The organism is Halomonas binhaiensis (assembly GCF_008329985.2).
GTDB lineage: Bacteria > Pseudomonadota > Gammaproteobacteria > Pseudomonadales > Halomonadaceae > Halomonas > Halomonas binhaiensis.
Window position 1 is genome coordinate 3926202 of the sequence record NZ_CP038437.2, and the last position, 16600, is coordinate 3942801.

14 protein-coding genes are annotated in these 16600 nt (G+C 58.7%); 1 reads left to right on the forward strand and 13 read right to left on the reverse strand.

Features of this window, described 5'->3' with window-relative positions; translation table 11 throughout:
- Nucleotides 1–46 precede the first annotated feature (46 nt).
- Complete coding sequence (locus E4T21_RS17235; RefSeq protein WP_149286207.1) at nt 47–1441, forward strand: PepSY-associated TM helix domain-containing protein; 1395 nt, start codon at nt 47–49, stop codon at nt 1439–1441.
- 85 nt (nt 1442–1526) lie between these two features.
- Here the strand turns inward: E4T21_RS17235 and E4T21_RS17240 are convergent, their stop codons facing one another.
- From E4T21_RS17240 to E4T21_RS17300, 13 genes are all read right to left on the reverse strand, one after another.
- The gene (locus tag E4T21_RS17240) at nt 1527–2453 is read right to left on the reverse strand and encodes a DUF808 domain-containing protein (protein WP_149286208.1); all 927 of its coding nucleotides are present in this window, start codon (nt 2451–2453) and stop codon (nt 1527–1529) included.
- A gap of 131 nt (nt 2454–2584) precedes the next feature.
- Nucleotides 2585–3940, reverse strand: a complete 1356-nt coding sequence (gene astB / locus E4T21_RS17245; RefSeq protein ID WP_149286209.1) for an N-succinylarginine dihydrolase — start codon at nt 3938–3940, stop codon at nt 2585–2587.
- Entirely contained in the window at nt 3937–5406 is a 1470-nt protein-coding gene (gene astD, locus E4T21_RS17250) for a succinylglutamate-semialdehyde dehydrogenase (RefSeq protein ID WP_149286210.1), read from the reverse strand. The genes astB and astD overlap by 4 nt, the downstream gene beginning before the upstream one ends.
- A complete protein-coding gene (astA, locus tag E4T21_RS17255; RefSeq protein ID WP_149286211.1) occupies nt 5406–6449 on the reverse strand; it encodes an arginine N-succinyltransferase in 1044 nt (347 codons plus the stop codon). Before astA ends, astD begins: the two co-directional genes overlap by 1 nt.
- Nucleotides 6449–7519: an arginine N-succinyltransferase gene (locus tag E4T21_RS17260; protein ID WP_149286212.1), complete on the reverse strand. Its 1071-nt coding sequence runs from the start codon at nt 7517–7519 to the stop codon at nt 6449–6451. Before E4T21_RS17260 ends, astA begins: the two co-directional genes overlap by 1 nt.
- A 47-nt stretch (nt 7520–7566) precedes the next feature.
- Nucleotides 7567–8781, reverse strand: coding sequence for an aspartate aminotransferase family protein (locus tag E4T21_RS17265; protein WP_149286213.1), 1215 nt, complete (start codon nt 8779–8781; stop codon nt 7567–7569).
- 217 nt (nt 8782–8998) lie between these two features.
- Nucleotides 8999–9982, reverse strand: a complete 984-nt coding sequence (locus tag E4T21_RS17270) for a GlxA family transcriptional regulator (protein WP_149286214.1) — start codon at nt 9980–9982, stop codon at nt 8999–9001.
- A gap of 87 nt (nt 9983–10069) precedes the next feature.
- On the reverse strand, nt 10070–10627 hold the full coding sequence (locus E4T21_RS17275) for an isochorismatase family protein (protein WP_149286215.1): 558 nt from the start codon (nt 10625–10627) through the stop codon (nt 10070–10072).
- A 213-nt stretch (nt 10628–10840) separates the two neighbouring features.
- Entirely contained in the window at nt 10841–11815 is a 975-nt protein-coding gene (gene ttcA, locus E4T21_RS17280) for a tRNA 2-thiocytidine(32) synthetase TtcA (RefSeq protein WP_149286216.1), read from the reverse strand.
- A gap of 147 nt (nt 11816–11962) precedes the next feature.
- Nucleotides 11963–12202 (reverse strand): hypothetical protein, encoded by a 240-nt coding sequence (locus E4T21_RS17285; protein WP_240349205.1) that lies wholly within the window; start codon nt 12200–12202, stop codon nt 11963–11965.
- Nucleotides 12189–12821 carry a 3'-5' exonuclease gene (locus E4T21_RS17290; RefSeq protein WP_149286217.1) on the reverse strand — a complete coding sequence of 211 codons (633 nt, stop codon included), beginning with the start codon at nt 12819–12821 and terminating at the stop codon, nt 12189–12191. The genes E4T21_RS17285 and E4T21_RS17290 overlap by 14 nt, the downstream gene beginning before the upstream one ends.
- 50 nt (nt 12822–12871) lie before the next feature.
- On the reverse strand, nt 12872–14695 hold the full coding sequence (locus E4T21_RS17295) for a DUF294 nucleotidyltransferase-like domain-containing protein (protein ID WP_149286218.1): 1824 nt from the start codon (nt 14693–14695) through the stop codon (nt 12872–12874).
- A 94-nt stretch (nt 14696–14789) separates the two neighbouring features.
- Entirely contained in the window at nt 14790–16568 is a 1779-nt protein-coding gene (locus E4T21_RS17300) for a sodium:solute symporter family protein (RefSeq protein ID WP_149286219.1), read from the reverse strand.
- Nucleotides 16569–16600: the final 32 nt, after the last annotated feature.

Here is a 16600-nt window from a genome sequence, read left to right on the forward strand (position 1 = left end):
AGTGACATGGAGAGACAGTATGCCTCCAGGAAAAGAGAATCCAAAAATGCACTCCGCTCATTCTCGCGAAGCCCCACCAAAGGCTTCCTGGGCACCTGCGCTTAAAGCGCTGGTGATCCGCCTGCATTTCTATGTCGGCCTGCTGGTCGGTCCTTTCATCTTCTTTGCAGCCCTCAGCGGCACGCTGTATGCGCTAACCCCGGCACTAGAGAAGATGCTTTACCAGCATGCATTATCAACAGGCACCGTGACGTCTGACGTCGCGCCTCACTCCCTGGCTGAGCAAATTGGTGCAGCACAGCAATATCTGGGACATGACGTTCTGCCCAGCGCCGTGCGTCCCGCTCCCGAAGCTGGGGCCACGACCCGGGTCATGTTCAGCGACCCAAAGCTGAAGTCAGGTGAGCATCGCGCCATCTTCATTGACCCGACCAACCTCGAGGTTCGGGGCGACCTGACGGTCTACGGTACCAGTGGCGTGCTGCCACTGCGCAAGACTATCGATCAACTCCACCGCAGCCTGATGCTTGGCGATCTCGGCCGCCTTTACAGTGAACTGGCTGCATCCTGGCTATGGATCGCTGCCCTGGGAGGGTTGGCCATCTGGTGGTTCAGCCCAAAGGTGCCCAGGCAAGATTCGAGCAAGCTTAGCCGTAGCGCCAGACGTCTACGCACACGTCGTCGTCATTCTACTCTCGGCCTGGTGCTGCTGGTGGGTCTGCTGGGGCTATCCGCCACGGGCATGACCTGGTCGAAATGGGCGGGAGACAACTTCTTCACGCTGCTCAAGATCGGCGGCTGGACGACTCCCCGTGTTTCCGTGGAGTTGGATGCCTCGGAGAGTGCCAGCACAGATCCCCATGCCGGGCATCATGATCACAGCGTATCTCATGCCGGCCACGCTATCCCTCTGGATGATTTCGATCATGTATTGACCCAGGCCAGGAGCGCAGGACTGGATGCAGGCCTTATCGAGCTGATAGTGCCAGGCGAGCAGCAGGCCTGGAAAGTGCGTGAAATCGACCGCAGTTGGCCAAGCCAGGTGGATGAGGTCACCGTCCATCCCAGCAGTTTCCAGGTGCTCGAACAGGTGGCCTTCTCCGACTACCCGCTGATGGCCAAGCTCACTCGCTGGGGGGTCGATGCGCATATGGGGGTATTGTTCGGCCGTCCCAACCAGTTGCTGCTGACCGCATTGGGTATCGGCATCATGACCATGGTGGCCTGGGGTTATGCCATGTGGTGGAGGAGGCGGCCTTCTGTGTCTCAACCCTTGTGGCACACCCTCGGCAGGCTGCCTTTCCCTGCTCTGCTGTTGACCGGCATCATCAGCCTCGGCCTTGGTTATGCCATGCCGGTGATGGGCGTCAGCCTGCTGGTCTTCCTGTTGATCGATGGCGTGCGCAGCCTGGCCAGTACACGTCAGGCCACAACGGCCTGACACCTCCTGGGCACATCATGAAAACGAGACGGGCGCCGAAAATCGGCGCCCGTCTCGTTTGTCAGCAACCCCTCATCGAAACCGCTCAATGTTTGCCACGTACCTTCTGCACCCCGGTCACGACGGCAACCAGGACAGCGCCAACCACCACACCGAAAAGGCCATTGCTGAGCATCGGCACGACACCATGCAAAATGGCATCAACGCCGGGAATGGACACATCCGCTTCGGCGATATCCTCGATCATGTGATGTACCGCGGGAATGCCATGCGCAAGGATCCCCCCGCCAACCAGGAACATGGCCAAAGTGCCGAAGATCGACAATCCCTTCATCAGTAATGGTGCGCCCTTGAGCAGCATCGCACCGATCGACTTGGCCACGGAGCCATCCTTGCCGGAAAGATAGAGGCCAAGGTCATCGAGCTTGACCAGGCCTGCCACCAGCCCATAGACACCCACGGTAATCAGCAGTCCAATGGCAACCATCACCGCAATCTGGGTCGTCAAGGGTGCATGGGTCACCGTACCCAAGGATATGACGATGATCTCTGCCGAAAGAATGAAGTCGGTACGAATAGCGCCCTTGATCTTGTCCTTCTCGAAGGCGCGTATGTCGGATTTAGCATCCGCCAGGGCCTTGAGGCGAGCCTCATGCTCCACTTCTTCCTCATGCTTGTGCAGGAACTTGTGAGCCAGCTTCTCGGCGCCCTCGAAACATAGATAGGCACCACCGATCATCAGCAGTACCGTCACCAACCAGGGCAGAAACGCACTGATCAGCAACGCTGCCGGAATCAGAATGGCCTTGTTGAGCAAGGATCCCTTGGCTACGGCCCACACCACCGGCAACTCACGATCGGCCTTGACGCCACTGACCTGCTGGGCATTAAGCGCAAGATCATCACCCAATACCCCAGCGGTCTTGTGGGCCGCCACCTTGGTCATCGCACCAACATCGTCAAGTAACGTGGCGATATCATCAATCAGCGTCAGCAGACTACTTCCGGCCACAGAGGCTCCCTCCTTGGGTTGCGAAGATATGAAGATTGAAACTCAGCATACCCCACAAATGCGAACCCCGCCGATAGCGGCGGGATTCGTTGGAACATGCAAACTGGCACGGCAAACTTTCGGATCAGGATTCAGCCTCGCTGGAATGGGTACACCGGCCCGATCTGCAGAATGCGTGTCAGTTCATCCAACGCCGCCAGGCATTCCTCGGCCAGCTTGGGATCGGCCAGGTCCTCTGGCGCCAGGCGCTCACGGTAGTGACGCTCGACCCAATCCACCAGTTCTGCATAGAGCGTATCATCAAGCATCACTCGGCCAGCAATGGCCTCTCGCTCGGCCTGGTTGAGCACCACACGCAGCCGCAGGCAGGCAGGGCCGCCTCCATTGCGCATGCTCTGCTTGACGTCCTTGACCACCACCTCGGAGATAGGATTATTGCCCGCCAGTAGATAATCCTGAATGAAGCGCCATACCGCTTCGCGTTCCTGGCATTCTCCTGGCACGACCAAGGTCATGCTGCCATCCGCATTGGACAGCAACTGGGAGTTGAACAGGTAAGTGGACACGGCATCCTCGAGGCTGACAGCTTCCAGCGGCACCCGTACCGGGATCAGCGGCGTAGACATCTTGGTGCGCAACTCGTCCAGCACAGCCTCTTCGTCGCGGAAAGCCAGCTCATGATAGAGCAGCACCGGTCCATTACCTACAGCAATGACATCGTTATGGAACACACCAGCATCGATGGCCTCAGGATGCTGCTGAGCATAGACCACCTGATCATCGCTCAAGCCATGCTGGCGAGCGATCGCCTGACTGGCTTCCAGCGTCTGGCGGGCCGGAAAACGACGGGGCTCAACCCCGTCGCCACCGAACGCCTGGCGTCCATAGACGAACAAATGCACACCTGGTTCACCATACTCACCGCACAAGCGGGTATGGTTGGCCGCGCCTTCATCAGAAAAGGCCGGAGTGGCTGGCAACGACGGATGATGGGCAAAATGCTCCTGGCTGGCAAAGATCGCCGCCAGAACGCGCCCAGTGGTTTCCGGCTCCAGATAACGATGGAAGCTGGACTGCAGGTTGGCAGGAGTGAAGTGCACACGAGCATCCTTCACATCACGGCTTGGCGTTATAGTCCCCGCATTGGCCGTCCACATGCTGGAAGCGGAACACACAGCACGCAACAACTGAGGGGCCTGCTCGGCAGCCTGCGCCAGCACCTGGGCATTATCACCACTGAAACCCAGGGCTCTCAGAGCCCCCAGGTCCGGACGCTGCTGAGGAGGCAGGACACCTTGGGCGTAGCCAGCGTCCTTCAGCGCCTTCATCTTGGCCAGCCCCTGGAGTGCCGCTTCCCTGGGATTGGATACCAGGCCGCCATGAGACATGGAGGCAACATTGCCATGGGCCAACCCAGAATAGTTGTGAGTCGGGCCAACCAGGCCATCGAAGTTGACTTCAATGTAATTGTTATCTTCGGCGTTCACAGACTGACTCCCGGAGGCAGCTTGTCGGGCAGGTTAAGGTCTTCGCTTTCCACGGAAGCCACCGGGTAAGCGCAGTAGTCAGCGGCATAGAAAGCGCTGGGGCGATGGTTACCACTGTCACCCACGCCACCGAAGGGCGCATCACCAGAGGCGCCGGTGGTCTGGCGATTCCAGTTGATGATGCCGGCACGGATGTGCAGCAGGAAATCGTCCCAGTCGGCACGCTCGCCGCCAATCAGGCCAGCCGACAGGCCATAACGCGTGTCATTGGCCAGTTGCAGGGCTTCATCCCAGCTCTTGTAACGGTATACCTTGAGCAATGGACCAAAGTGCTCTTCATCAGGCACATCGACGCCAGTGACATCGACCAGGCCTGGGCTCAACAGGCTTGTGCCTTCCTTGAGGCGCGTCATTCGGGCCAGCACCTTGCCACCGCGATTTTCCAGATCGTCCTGGGCAGCCAGCAGGCCATCGGCAGCAGCCACACTGACCAGGCCGCCATAGAATGGCGCCTCCTCAGAGAAGGGATCGGCGACACGCAGGCGCTCGATGGCCCGGGTCAGCGAGGCAACCAGGCTATCACCGCTAGCGCCTTCTGGAATCATCAGGCGACGGGCACAGGTGCAACGCTGGCCGCCAGACAGGAATGCGGACTGCAGAATGGTCAGTACTGCGGCATCTTCATTCGGCACATCCTTGACCACCAGCGGGTTGTTGCCGCCCAACTCCAGGGCCAGCACCTTGCCCATCTGGCCAGCGAACTGGCGGTGCAACAGACCACCGACCTTGGCACTGCCGGTAAACAGCAGGCCATCGATACCCAGGTCGGCTGACAGCGCCTGACCGACCTCGGCCGCGCCCTGAACCAGGTTGATCACCCCATCAGGCAACCCTGCTTCCAACCAGCATTGCAGAGTCAGGTCCGCTGTCTGCGGTGTCTGCTCGCTAGGCTTGAATACGACCGTATTACCTGCCAGCAGCGCCGGAATGATATGCCCGTTGGGCAGGTGGCCCGGGAAGTTGTATGGGCCGAATATCGCCATCACCCCATGTGGACGATGACGCAGCACCGCATGAGAGTCGCCGAGGTCACGCTCACGCTCTCCTGTACGCTCCTCTCGGGCGCGAATGGAAAGTGCCACCTTGCCGATCATCGCGCCAACTTCCGTGCGGGCTTCCCACAGCGGCTTGCCGGTTTCATGGGCAATACTGGCAGCAAGGTCCTCACGATGAGTCTCGAGCACTTCACGGAAACGTTCGACCAGGGCCTGGCGCTGTTCCTGGGGGCTGCGCGCCCATGTCGAAAAAGCCCGACGGGCGGCGGCCACTGCCGAAGCGACCTGCTCGGCACTGGCAGCAGCGCCCTGCCACAGGGCCTCACCACTCACCGGATCAATCTTGGTGAAGACATCTCCCTGACCGTCCTGCCACTGGCCGTCGATCAGAATTTTCTGGGTCGGCTTCATCACGCCTCCTCGTCAGTATCCAGGATGCGCAGGGTGTCGCCGGAGACGACCTCAAGCCTGCGAGCTTCATTTTCATTCAACGTCATGACGCCATTGGCGTCGGGACCACGTCCCACCCAAGCGGCACGGAACCCGGCCATGCTGGTGGTAGCCGCCAGCCACTGGGGTCGTCCTGTACTCTGTGCATTAGGGTCAATCTCGACCCGGGCGTGGTGCGACAGACGCACGCCCTTGACGTCATCGATATAGGCTTCCACGGTGGGGCCGCCATCAAAGATGTCGATATAGCCTTCCCAGCGCAGCCCCTGCTTCTTGAGCATGGCCAACGCCGGGCGAGTCTGGTCATGAACCTGGCCGATACAGGCACGCGCCTCTTCGGACAGGAATGGGGTATAGATCGGGAACTTGGGCATCAGCTCGCCGATGAAGCTCTTTTGCCCCATCCCGGTGAGGCGATCGGCTTCATTGAAGTCCATGGGGAAGAAATTGCTGCCCAGGCATTCCCAGAAAGCACTGCGCCCGTTCTCGTCGAAACGTCCGCGCATTTCGGCAAGCACCTTGTCCGGAAAGCGGTCTCGGAACTCAGCCATGAACAGCCAGCGCATCATGGACAACATGGCGCCGTTGCGTTCCTTGCGCCGATCATCACCACGGTATTGCGGACGCAGGAACAATGATGCGACTTCAGCGTCACCGGTATGATCGGAGCTCAGGAACAGCGTATCGATGGTGCGATGCAGATCGAGCTGCTTGGATGAGTGAGCCAGAGTACCCACGCGATAGTGGTAAAACGGCACTTCGCGCCCCACCTGGCCGTCGATGGCACAGCATCCTGCCAGCTTGCCCTGCTCTTCATCTTCAAGGACAAAGAAGTACAGACGCTGGTCAACCGGCGTAGCTTCAGTGAAGGAGCGGGTCGCCGAGGCAATCTTCTCGGCAAGAAATTCACGATTGTCCGGAAGTGAGGTAAAGCCCACACCGGTCTCTCTGGCCAGTGACTGCAGTTCGTCGAGATCGCTGTCGCTAATCGGTCGAATACGCATTACAGCTCTCCCTCATCGTATCCTGGATCCAGCTCACTGCCAGGAAGCGTCAGCGGCGCAACCAGCACAGCACGACCCTCTTCCACACCAAGCAGCTCTGCATGCTGCGGCGACAGCATCAACTGCCCCGTCGGCGACAACGCATAGCGCGCGACAATGCAGCGGAAGTCATCAAGACGCTGGTTGGCGATCATCGCTGGCTCGGCATCCGGCAAGGTATGCTCTGGCCGAATGCGTACTGGATGCCAGGCAGCACGACGGAAGCTCTCCAGACGCACTCTTTCGCCCTTGACGATGGGGCCTGCATCGAACAGGTCCACATGGCGCGAGCGCAGGAAGCCCTCGGCCAGCATCTCGTCCAGTGCCGGTTCATGAGCCGGGTGCTCACGGCCGATAGCGGCACGGGCCTGGGGAGTCAGCAAGGCAAGATACAGCGGAAACTGCGGCATCACTTCAGCAATGAAGCTCTTTGAGCGCACCCCGGCGATGTAGTTGATGTCCTGGAAGTCACGCACGAAGAAATGACGTCCGACGCTATTCCAGAACGGTGATTCATTGTCATCGTCCAGGTAACCCGGGAACGCCATCGCCAATACTTCAGCAAAGCGTTCCGGATACTGGGCGATGAACATCAGCCGTGCGCGACGCAGCAGGCTCTCGGCACTGGTGCCCTTGTAGCGGGCATCAAGTGATAGCGCGCACAGCAGGCTGGCATCGGACACCTCGTGGGACAAGGCCAGCGTCTGAACTTCACGGCGCACATTGAGCTGATGCGAGGCGTGGATTAGGGTTTCCTGACGGTAGGTATAATAGGCCTCGTTGGCACCTGCCAAAGCACGGATGGTAGCCGTGCCCACCACTTCGCCTCTTTGCGTATCCTCGAGCACGAAGGTGTAGTGCTCGTCACCAGGGCCATCAACCTCAGCGGCGAACGCCCGCTGGGAGCGCGCAATGCGCTCCTCAAGGCGGTCACGATGAGCGGGCAGATTGGTCAGCCGCGGCGTCGCACTCCCTGCCAGCCGTTCAAGGGCTGGCAGGTCGGAAAGCCGCGTGGGGCGAACGACCAGCATGGGGTTGCCTCCTCGCAAGGCGCTTGCATCCGATTGACTATCTGCCATCACTTGCCTGCGACCAGGCGTGCAATGGCACGCTCAAGACGCTGCATACCTTCGGCAATATCGGCTTCCGGAATCACCAGGGAAGGAGCCATGCGCAACACATTGGGACCAGCAACCAGCGCCATCAGGCCTTCTTCAATGGCCAACGGCAGGATGTCCTTGGCGCGATCCTTGTACTCCGGCGCCATCTCGGCACCAATCAGCAGGCCCATGCCGCGAACTTCCTTGAACACCCCATGCTTGCGATTGATGGCTTCGAGATGTTCACGGAACAGGTCATGACGCTTGGCCACGCCTCCGAGAACTTCAGGAGTATCGATGTGGCGGACAGCAGCCAGGGCCACGGCAGACGCCAGGGCATTGCCACCGTAGGTCGAGCCATGCGTTCCAATCGCCATGGCAGGGGCCACACGGTCAGTGGTCAGCATGGCGCCCACCGGGAAGCCACCACCCAGGCTCTTGGCACTGGTCATGATGTCCGGCGTCACCCCATAGTCCATATAGGCATAGAAAGAGCCGGTACGGCCAACCCCTGTCTGTACTTCGTCGAAGATCAGCAGCGCATTGTGGGCATCACACAGCTCACGCAGCCCCTCGAGAAACTCAGGTGTTGCCGGCTTCAGCCCGCCTTCACCCTGCATCGGTTCCACCATGATGGCGCAGGTATCGTCGTTGATCAGCTCACGCACGCTGTCCAGGTTGTTGAACTCGGCGTGAACAATTCCTCCCGGTACCGGGCCAAAGCCCTGGGAATACTTGGGCTGGCCACCAACGCTGACCGTAAAGAAGGTACGGCCATGGAAGGACTGGCTGAAGGAGATGATCCGGCTCTTCTGCTCGCCATAGTTGTCATGAGCCCAGCGGCGTGCCAGCTTCAGCGCAGCTTCGTTGGCCTCTCCACCGGAAGAACACAGGTAGGCCTTGTCAGCGAAGGTACGCTCGGTCAGCTCACGAGCCAGTTCCAGAGCAGGCTCATTGGTGTAGACATTGGACAGGTGCCAAAGCTTGTCGGCCTGGGCCTTGAGTGCATCGACCAACACTGGATGGCAATGGCCCAGAGAGTTCACCGCGATACCACCGGCAAAATCGATATATTCACGACCTTCCTGGTCCCACAGGCGACTACCCTCGCCGCGTACCGGAATGACCTTCTGCGGTGAGTAGTTGGGCACCATGTACTGATCGAAGTCGGCACGGGTCGGGGTATGGCTCATGTGGGCTCTCCGCTTGTTCGGTGATGACATCCGTTCTGGAACACTCCAGCGACGGGAGGTGTTTCATTGTGTCATTCGAGTATAGGGAGAGCCGGGATTTCAGGCTTTCAGCAATGGGACCCAGATTTTCATAAAGGCTGAAATCCGCCACTAGACAAAGGCGAAATGCTGGAGAAAACGCGTGCGCAAGAAAGACCGTCAGGAAGTCCTGCGGCGCTCATGACTGACAGCAGCGGCGCCGCCATACACCCGGCGAGTCCTGCTCGTAGCGTCCCCAGACCCGGCGTAGCTGGCGATCATCCTGCAACCCGACACGTTCAGCGATATCCGCAAGGCCAAGTGATGTTTCCTGCATCAAGCGCCGGGCCATGTTCAAGCGTAGACGCGCCAGATACTCCGGCAACGACATGCCAGTGAGCCGTTGAAAGCGCCGGCGCAGATGACGCTCGCTGAGTGCCACTTCTGCCGCCATTCGCGGCATGTCCCAATCCTGTTGCGGCGCTTCGGTCAGGCGGTCCTGCAGTCGATGAATACGAGCATCCACATGATTGCGCCCTTGCAGCCAGATGCCTAGTTGCGGCTCCTGACCGCTGCGACGCAGATAGAGCACCATCTCCCGGGCAACTGCCAGGGACAATTCATGGCCAAAGCGCCGAATCAGCCAATGCAGCATGGTGTCGATGCCGGTGGAAATACCGGCGCTGGTCAGTACCCGTCCATCATCGATGAAGATGCAGTCACGCTGGACCCTGGCAGCTGGCGCCAGCCTGCTCAGACGCTCGACGAGATCATGATGAGTCGTGCAGCGATGGCCGCCCAGCAGCCCCGCTTCAGCCAGCAGCAGCGTGCCGGAACAGATGCCCATGACCTGGCCCGGTTCATGGCCTCGCTGGCGTAGCCAGTCGACCGCTGCCTGCTGCATGCTGGGGTCGATGGCTGCCGCATACTGCCCCGGCACCACCAACAGGTCGAGGTGTTCAAGGGACTCCGGTAACGGCTGCATGCCACTCAAGCGCAAAGGGCCCAGCCAGTCTACCGACTCACAAGGCCCGAAATAGCTCACCTCGAAGGAGGATGACAGGCGCTGGGCGCAGTGCAATACCTGCCAGGGCCCGACCAGATCCAGCGGCACCTGCCCTGGCAACATCAGGATACCTACCCGACATCTTGGTGAATGTATTGCGGCCTCGCGAGCGGTCATGCGCCTCCTTCTTTCTATACAAACGGTGGCCAAGCGGGAGCGCGGTCCTGAGTACCACATTGATGTGCCGCGTCAGACCAAAGCACGTCAGACCAAAGCACTGCGGTACTCTTTCGCCAGTGTCGCCACATCGACAATTCGGGCAAAACGCCCTTCCAGCACCAACTCTGTACGCGCCTTGATCTCATCCGCCGACCAGGTTACGCCGTGTCGCGTCATGGCAAAGGTCAAGGTCGCCTCGCTGACAAAGTCCACCTCAAACCCGAGATCGCTGGCAACACGCGTGGTGGTCTCGCAACATTGCTCGGTACGAATACCACTGACCCATAGCCGGGTAATGCCATGTTCGCGCAACCAGGCCTCCAGTTCAGTATCGGTGAAGGCATTATGCACATTCTTGTGGAAAGTCACCGCGGCCGGATCCTCGAAGCCTGACAGAGGATAAATGAGCCCATGTTCAGGATCGAAGGGACCATCACTCCCCGGTTCCTGGTGAAAGATACGCACCAGCGGCATCCCCAGCTCACGAGCCAGGTCCAGCAAGGACCGCTGAGCATCCTGCCATGGGCCAGTCGACTCAGGCGTCCAATAGTCACGCGCAGTGAAAGAAGCTTGTACATCGACAAGAAACAGCGCTGTGGACATGAGAGTCTCCTAAGGGGTAGCAATGAAAGGAGCTACCACTCTAGCCGCTGGACTCGCTATCACCGAGGGGGGATTCGGACCCTGAGCGGACAATTTCGGACAACCCGCTGACACAGCCGTAACGACTACCCTATCGCCACATGAAAAGGGCGCATCCTGCGGATGCGCCCTGAGACTGCTGATAACCCACTCGGGCTATTCCGCCCTTATGCATCACGCCTCATTGAGGATATCAATACGATTCGCTCTGCGCTCCGCCTGCACGTTCTCCAGGCCTTCGAAATCGAACAACTCGCGATCGGCCAGCTGCGACGGAGCAACATTGGTCACTGCCTTGAACATGGTTTCCAGACGGCCTGGGTGCTTGGCTTCCCACTCTGCCAGCATTTCCTTGACCACCTGACGCTGCAGGTTAGGCTGGGAACCACACAGGTTGCAGGGAATGATGGGGAATGCCATCTGTTCAGCGTAGGAGGCGATATCAGCCTCACGGCAATATGCCAGCGGGCGGATGACAATGTTCTTGCCATCATCGGACAGCAATTTCGGCGGCATCGCCTTGAGGCTGCCAGCGAAGAACATGTTGAGAAACAGTGTCTCGAGGATATCCTCGCGATGGTGCCCCAGGGCAATCTTGGTCGCACCGATCTCTTCGGCAAAGCCATACAGCGAACCCCGCCGCAGGCGCGAGCACAATGCGCAGGTCGTCTTGCCTTCCGGGGTCTTTTCCTTGACCACCGAATAGGTGTCCTTTTCCAGAATGTGGTAATCCACCCCCGTGCCCTCGAGATATTCGGGCAACACATGCTCGGGAAAACCCGGCTGCTTCTGGTCCAGGTTGACCGCTACCAGAGAAAAGTTCACCGGAGCATTACGCTGCAGGCTACGCAGGATCTCGAGCATGGTATAGCTGTCCTTGCCGCCGGACAGGCAGACCATGACCTTGTCACCTTCCTGGATCATGTTGTAGTCGATGATTGCATTACCGACCTGCCGGCGCAGGCGTTTCTGCAACTTGTTGAACTCGCGCTTCTGCTTGGCCGTGGGTTCATTGTCCCCGGCTGCCGCTACGTGCTCCTCGGCGTCATCATCAGCACCGACCAGGGGCGCGGGCGTGCCTACCAGAGTAGAGGAAGGATCAAACAGTTCGGCGGGGGACGTCGCTGCGGACACGGTAGCTGCGGACATGATCGGAGAACATCGGCTGGAAAATGAAGGGGCGCCATTCTACCACTGCCCTGGCATTCTCGCGAAATAATGGGGCATGCCGACATGCCCCATCCCACCTCAATTCGCTTATTTCCTGAACCGCCAGATAGTTATATCTAAAAGTAGTTAGATCAAACCCAGCACCAACACATACCTCACCACAATCCCCAACAGCAGCATGACGATCCCCGCTCGTTGCCAGGCATGTTCGCCACGGCTGAGTGCCAGGCGCCTTTCCCAGAAACGCACCACCGCACGAAAATCCCGGGTGCGACGGGCATACTGGAAGTAGGCAAACAGCACCATGCCCAGGCCTGACAACAACAGCACGGGTTCAACGACAGAAAACACGTCAACTGGATTCATGAGTTTTCTCCAGCAAGGCGCCGCTTTGTAAACGCACATGCATCAGGGCCGTCGTCACTGCATCACCCAGTGCGGTGTGTCGTCCCATCACGGGCACATCCAGTTGCCTGGCAACTTTCTCGAACTCCGGCTGGATGATCAGCTCGGGGTGGCTGCGCCGCATGTGCTTGCGGTATTTCTGGGCCACATCCACCACGGCATTGGGTAGTGAGAACCCCAGGTGGGCCTTGAGGTAGCGATCGAGAATGGCCAAGTCAAAATCGATGCACCAGCCTACGAGAGGCCGATTGCCGATGAAGTCGAGCAGCTGCGACAGCGCTTCCTCGATGTCCAGGCCATCATCCAGGTCCATCTCACGCAGGTGATGAATACGAATGGAGTCCCCGGTCAGCGTCTCAGGCTTGGCCAGACGCAAATCGAGGGATTCGCTGGTCAGTACTCGATCATCACGTATACGCACAGCCGCGATCGATACCAGCTCCGCTGTCTTGGGATCGAGCCCGGTGGTCTCGCAATCCAGGGATACCAGTTCGTTGCCGGTATAAGGGTTGAACAGCCAGGCATAATCACCATTGGCCTGGCGGCGACGGTCAGCAACGCGTCTTAAAGCTCGCAGCATAGGGGTCTCTCCCAATCGTGATAGCCATCCTTGCCAAGGCGAGTCAGCACTCATGCATACTCCAGGTGATAGCGATGCGACAGTCTTGCCTTGAACTCCTTGACGATATGCAAGGCTTCTCGCAGCATGTCCCGCTCCAGCGATGACAATTTCTGCACCACAACCTTGTCATCAGCATCACTGGCATCATCACCATGTTTCCTGGCCTCAAGCTGCGCACGCAGGCGCAGCTCACTGAACAGCGCATGAGCCTCGCCCAGATCTTCCGCTGTTTCCCTTTCTATCCGCCCATCCGCCACCAGAGCATCCAGGCGCCCCAGTGTCGAAGTGGCTCTTATTCCGCGCTCCAGTGCCATGGTGCGCACACCATGAACAATGGGAAAAATGCCTCCTTTCTTGATGTCTATGCCATGCTCTGGCTTCTTGAGCGTTCCGAACAGGGTCAGAGGCGTAGAAAAACGCAGCACTCCCCTGGCGAAATGGGTCAACAACAGCTCGTTGCCTCGGGTTTCTTCAATCAATACGTCACGCAGATGCGCGCTCAGGCGCAGATCACCGGCCACTCCATCCGCATCCAGCAGAATTGCCAGGCGCATCAGGCTGTTCGCATCCAGGCGCTCGACCCAGGAGCGAATGCGTTGCCGCCATTGCACCAATGTCCCTACCCAGTCGGGATTCGAGACCATGATGTTACCTGGACAGCGTGGATAACCCAGATCAGTGAGCACCTCCGTGAAGCGCTGGGCATCTTCTCTCAGGCTTGACCAGTCATGGCCATCGGCCAGGATCAGTGCGTTGTCCTGGTCGGTCTTGAGCATCTGCTCCCCCCGACCTTCACTACCCATGACCAGCAGGCAGGCAGCCTGGCTCCGGCTTTCGCCCATGGTGAAGTCCCAGGCTTTACTGACAATGCGACCATTGAGGGCAGCCAACATGCCCATGGCAAAACGCATGCGTACGCCCTGGGCCAGCAATGCCTGAATCAGTTCCGGAGTACGCTGACTCGCCCGGCTCAAGTCCTGCAGACTCTGGGCCTGCTCCACTTGCAGGCTGACCACATAGCTGCGGCTGGAAAAGAAGCTCAGTACATCAGTGAGTTCGACTACGCCCACTAATGCCCCGTCCTGCATTACCACCACTCTGGCCACCTTGTGCCGGGTCATTTCAATCAGCGCTTCAAACAGATACTGGCTGTGCTCCACAGCTACAAGGCGCAGGTTGGCGATGTCTGCCACAGCACTGGTTGGTGGGCGTCCAGACGTCACCAAGGCTTCGAGCAGGTCGGTCTTGGTGATCATGCCAAGCCCCTCCGGCTCCTCCACCAGCAGGCTATCGGCCTGGCTATCGCGCAAGGTCTTCACGGCCTCATCAATACGCGTGGTGTGACCGACCACCAATGGCTCACGCATGCATTCACTGACTTTCGCCAACATGAAACCTGCCAGCGTGATACCACCTTCCGAGCGACGTTCGGCCAACATGCGCGTCTTTTCTGTCAGACGCTGACGGAAGTACTCGGCGAAAACCGTATTGCTGTCACACAACGACAGGAACAGCTCTCGCGACATCAGATAACAAAGGCTTTCCTGTTCGGCGACAAAACGATAGCGACTGCTGCCATTGAGCACGCTGATGGCACCAAACAGATCACCTCTGGTGTAATGACCAATTCGGGCTTCCCCTGGCCCGCTTTCGGGGTCCAGCTCCGCGACTTCGCCCTTGAAAATGACAAAGACGAACTCGCCGGACTGACCTGCCTCGAGGATCACTTCATCACGCGAGAAATACACCAGGTCGAGCCCCGCACGCACACGCTCTTGCTGAACATTATCAAGCAAGGAGAATGGTGGTTCGGACAGGTCGATGTCGACCATGATGCCCTCCTGCTGCTATCCCAAGCCCGCCTCCGGCCCAAAGGCCGGAGGCGGGTCATCCCTGGATGAAAGAAGTTCCCTTCCTTCTGTGTGGTCAGTGAGCGTGAGCTGTACCTGATCCGCGAGGTACACGTACATGCTCGACCAGATCCTGAATCTCCTCGGGCGGTGCTTTCGTCACACGAGACACCACGAAAGCCACGATAAAGTGGAAGATCATGCCCAGAGTACCGATACCCTCAGGCGAGATGCCGAACCACCAGATCGAAGGATCAGGGTTGATGAACTTGGTGTAGACGATATAGCTGAAGGTGAAGGTCAAACCCACGACCATGCCGACAATGGCACCTTCACGGTTCATGCGCTTGTCGAAGATCCCCATCAAGATGGCCGGGAAGAACGATGAAGCCGCAAGACCGAAGGCAAAGGCCACCACCTGGGCAACGAAGCCTGGCGGATTGATACCGAAATAACCCGCGATGACGACCGCTACCGCAGCGGCAGAGCGTGCCGCAATCAGCTCTCCCTTCTCGCTGAGGCCAGGGTTGATCTGCTTCTTGATCAGGTCATGCGACACCGCCGCCGAAATCACCAGCAACAGGCCCGCAGCCGTGGACAGTGCCGCAGCGATACCGCCAGCAGCCATCAATGCGACCACCCAGGCCGGCAACCCGCCGATTTCAGGGTTGGCCAAGACAATGATGTCGCGGTCGATATAGACTTCACCTGCACTATCTGTCGGAGTGTTGGTGATCACCCGCTCGCCATGCTCACCTCTGGCACCATCATCGAACGCCGGCTTGCCCTCGAATGGGTCTCCGGCCCCCATCTGCACCTTGCCATCACCATTCTTGTCCAACCAGCCGATAAGGCCGACGCCTTCCCAGCTCTTGAACCAGTGCGGTATTTCCTCATAGGAGGTTTCATTCACCGTATCGATGATATTGGTTCGTGCAAACACACCAACTGCCGGGGCAGTGGTATACAGCAAGGCAATGAAGATCAGCGCCCAACCGGCACTGATACGTGCATCACGCACACGCGGCACAGTGAAGAAACGCACGATGACATGAGGCAGGCCCGCCGTACCGCACATCAGTGCCGCAGTGATGAAGAACACATTGATCATCGGCTGGCTGCCATCGGTATAAGGCGTAATGCCCAGCTCATCGAGCAGCCCATCGAGACGGTCGAGAATGTACTGGCCTGTGTCATTGCCAGCGGCATCGACATAGGTAGACCCTAGTCCAACCTGGGGCAGGATATGACCTGTCATCATGATCGACAGGAAAACCGCCGGCACAATAAATGCGGTGATCAGCACGCAATACTGCGCCACCTGAGTGTAGGTGATGCCCTTCATGCCACCGAGGACAGCGTAGAAGAACACGATGACCATACCGATGACGACACCGACATTGACATCCACTTCAAGGAAACGGGCAAACACGATTCCCGTTCCTCGCATCTGCCCTGCCACATAAGTGAAAGAGACGAAGATCACGCAGATGACCGCAACGGTGCGGGCCACATTGGAGTAGTAACGGTCACCGATGAAATCAGGCACCGTGAACTTGCCGAACTTGCGCAGATATGGGGCCAGCAGCATCGCCAGCATTACATAGCCACCGGTCCAGCCCATCAGGTAAACCGAAGCGTCGTATCCCAGGTAGGCAATCAGGCCAGCCATGGAGATAAAGGACGCAGCTGACATCCAGTCAGCAGCAGTCGCCATGCCATTGGCAGCAGGGTGAACCCCTCCACCAGCGACATAGAAATCCTTGGTCGAACCGGCCCGAGACCAGATGGCAATACCGATATAGAGCGCGAAGGAGGCCCCCACGAATATATATGTCAGCAGCTGTACATCCATAAATTGCTCCCTTGATTGACATTATTGTTAGG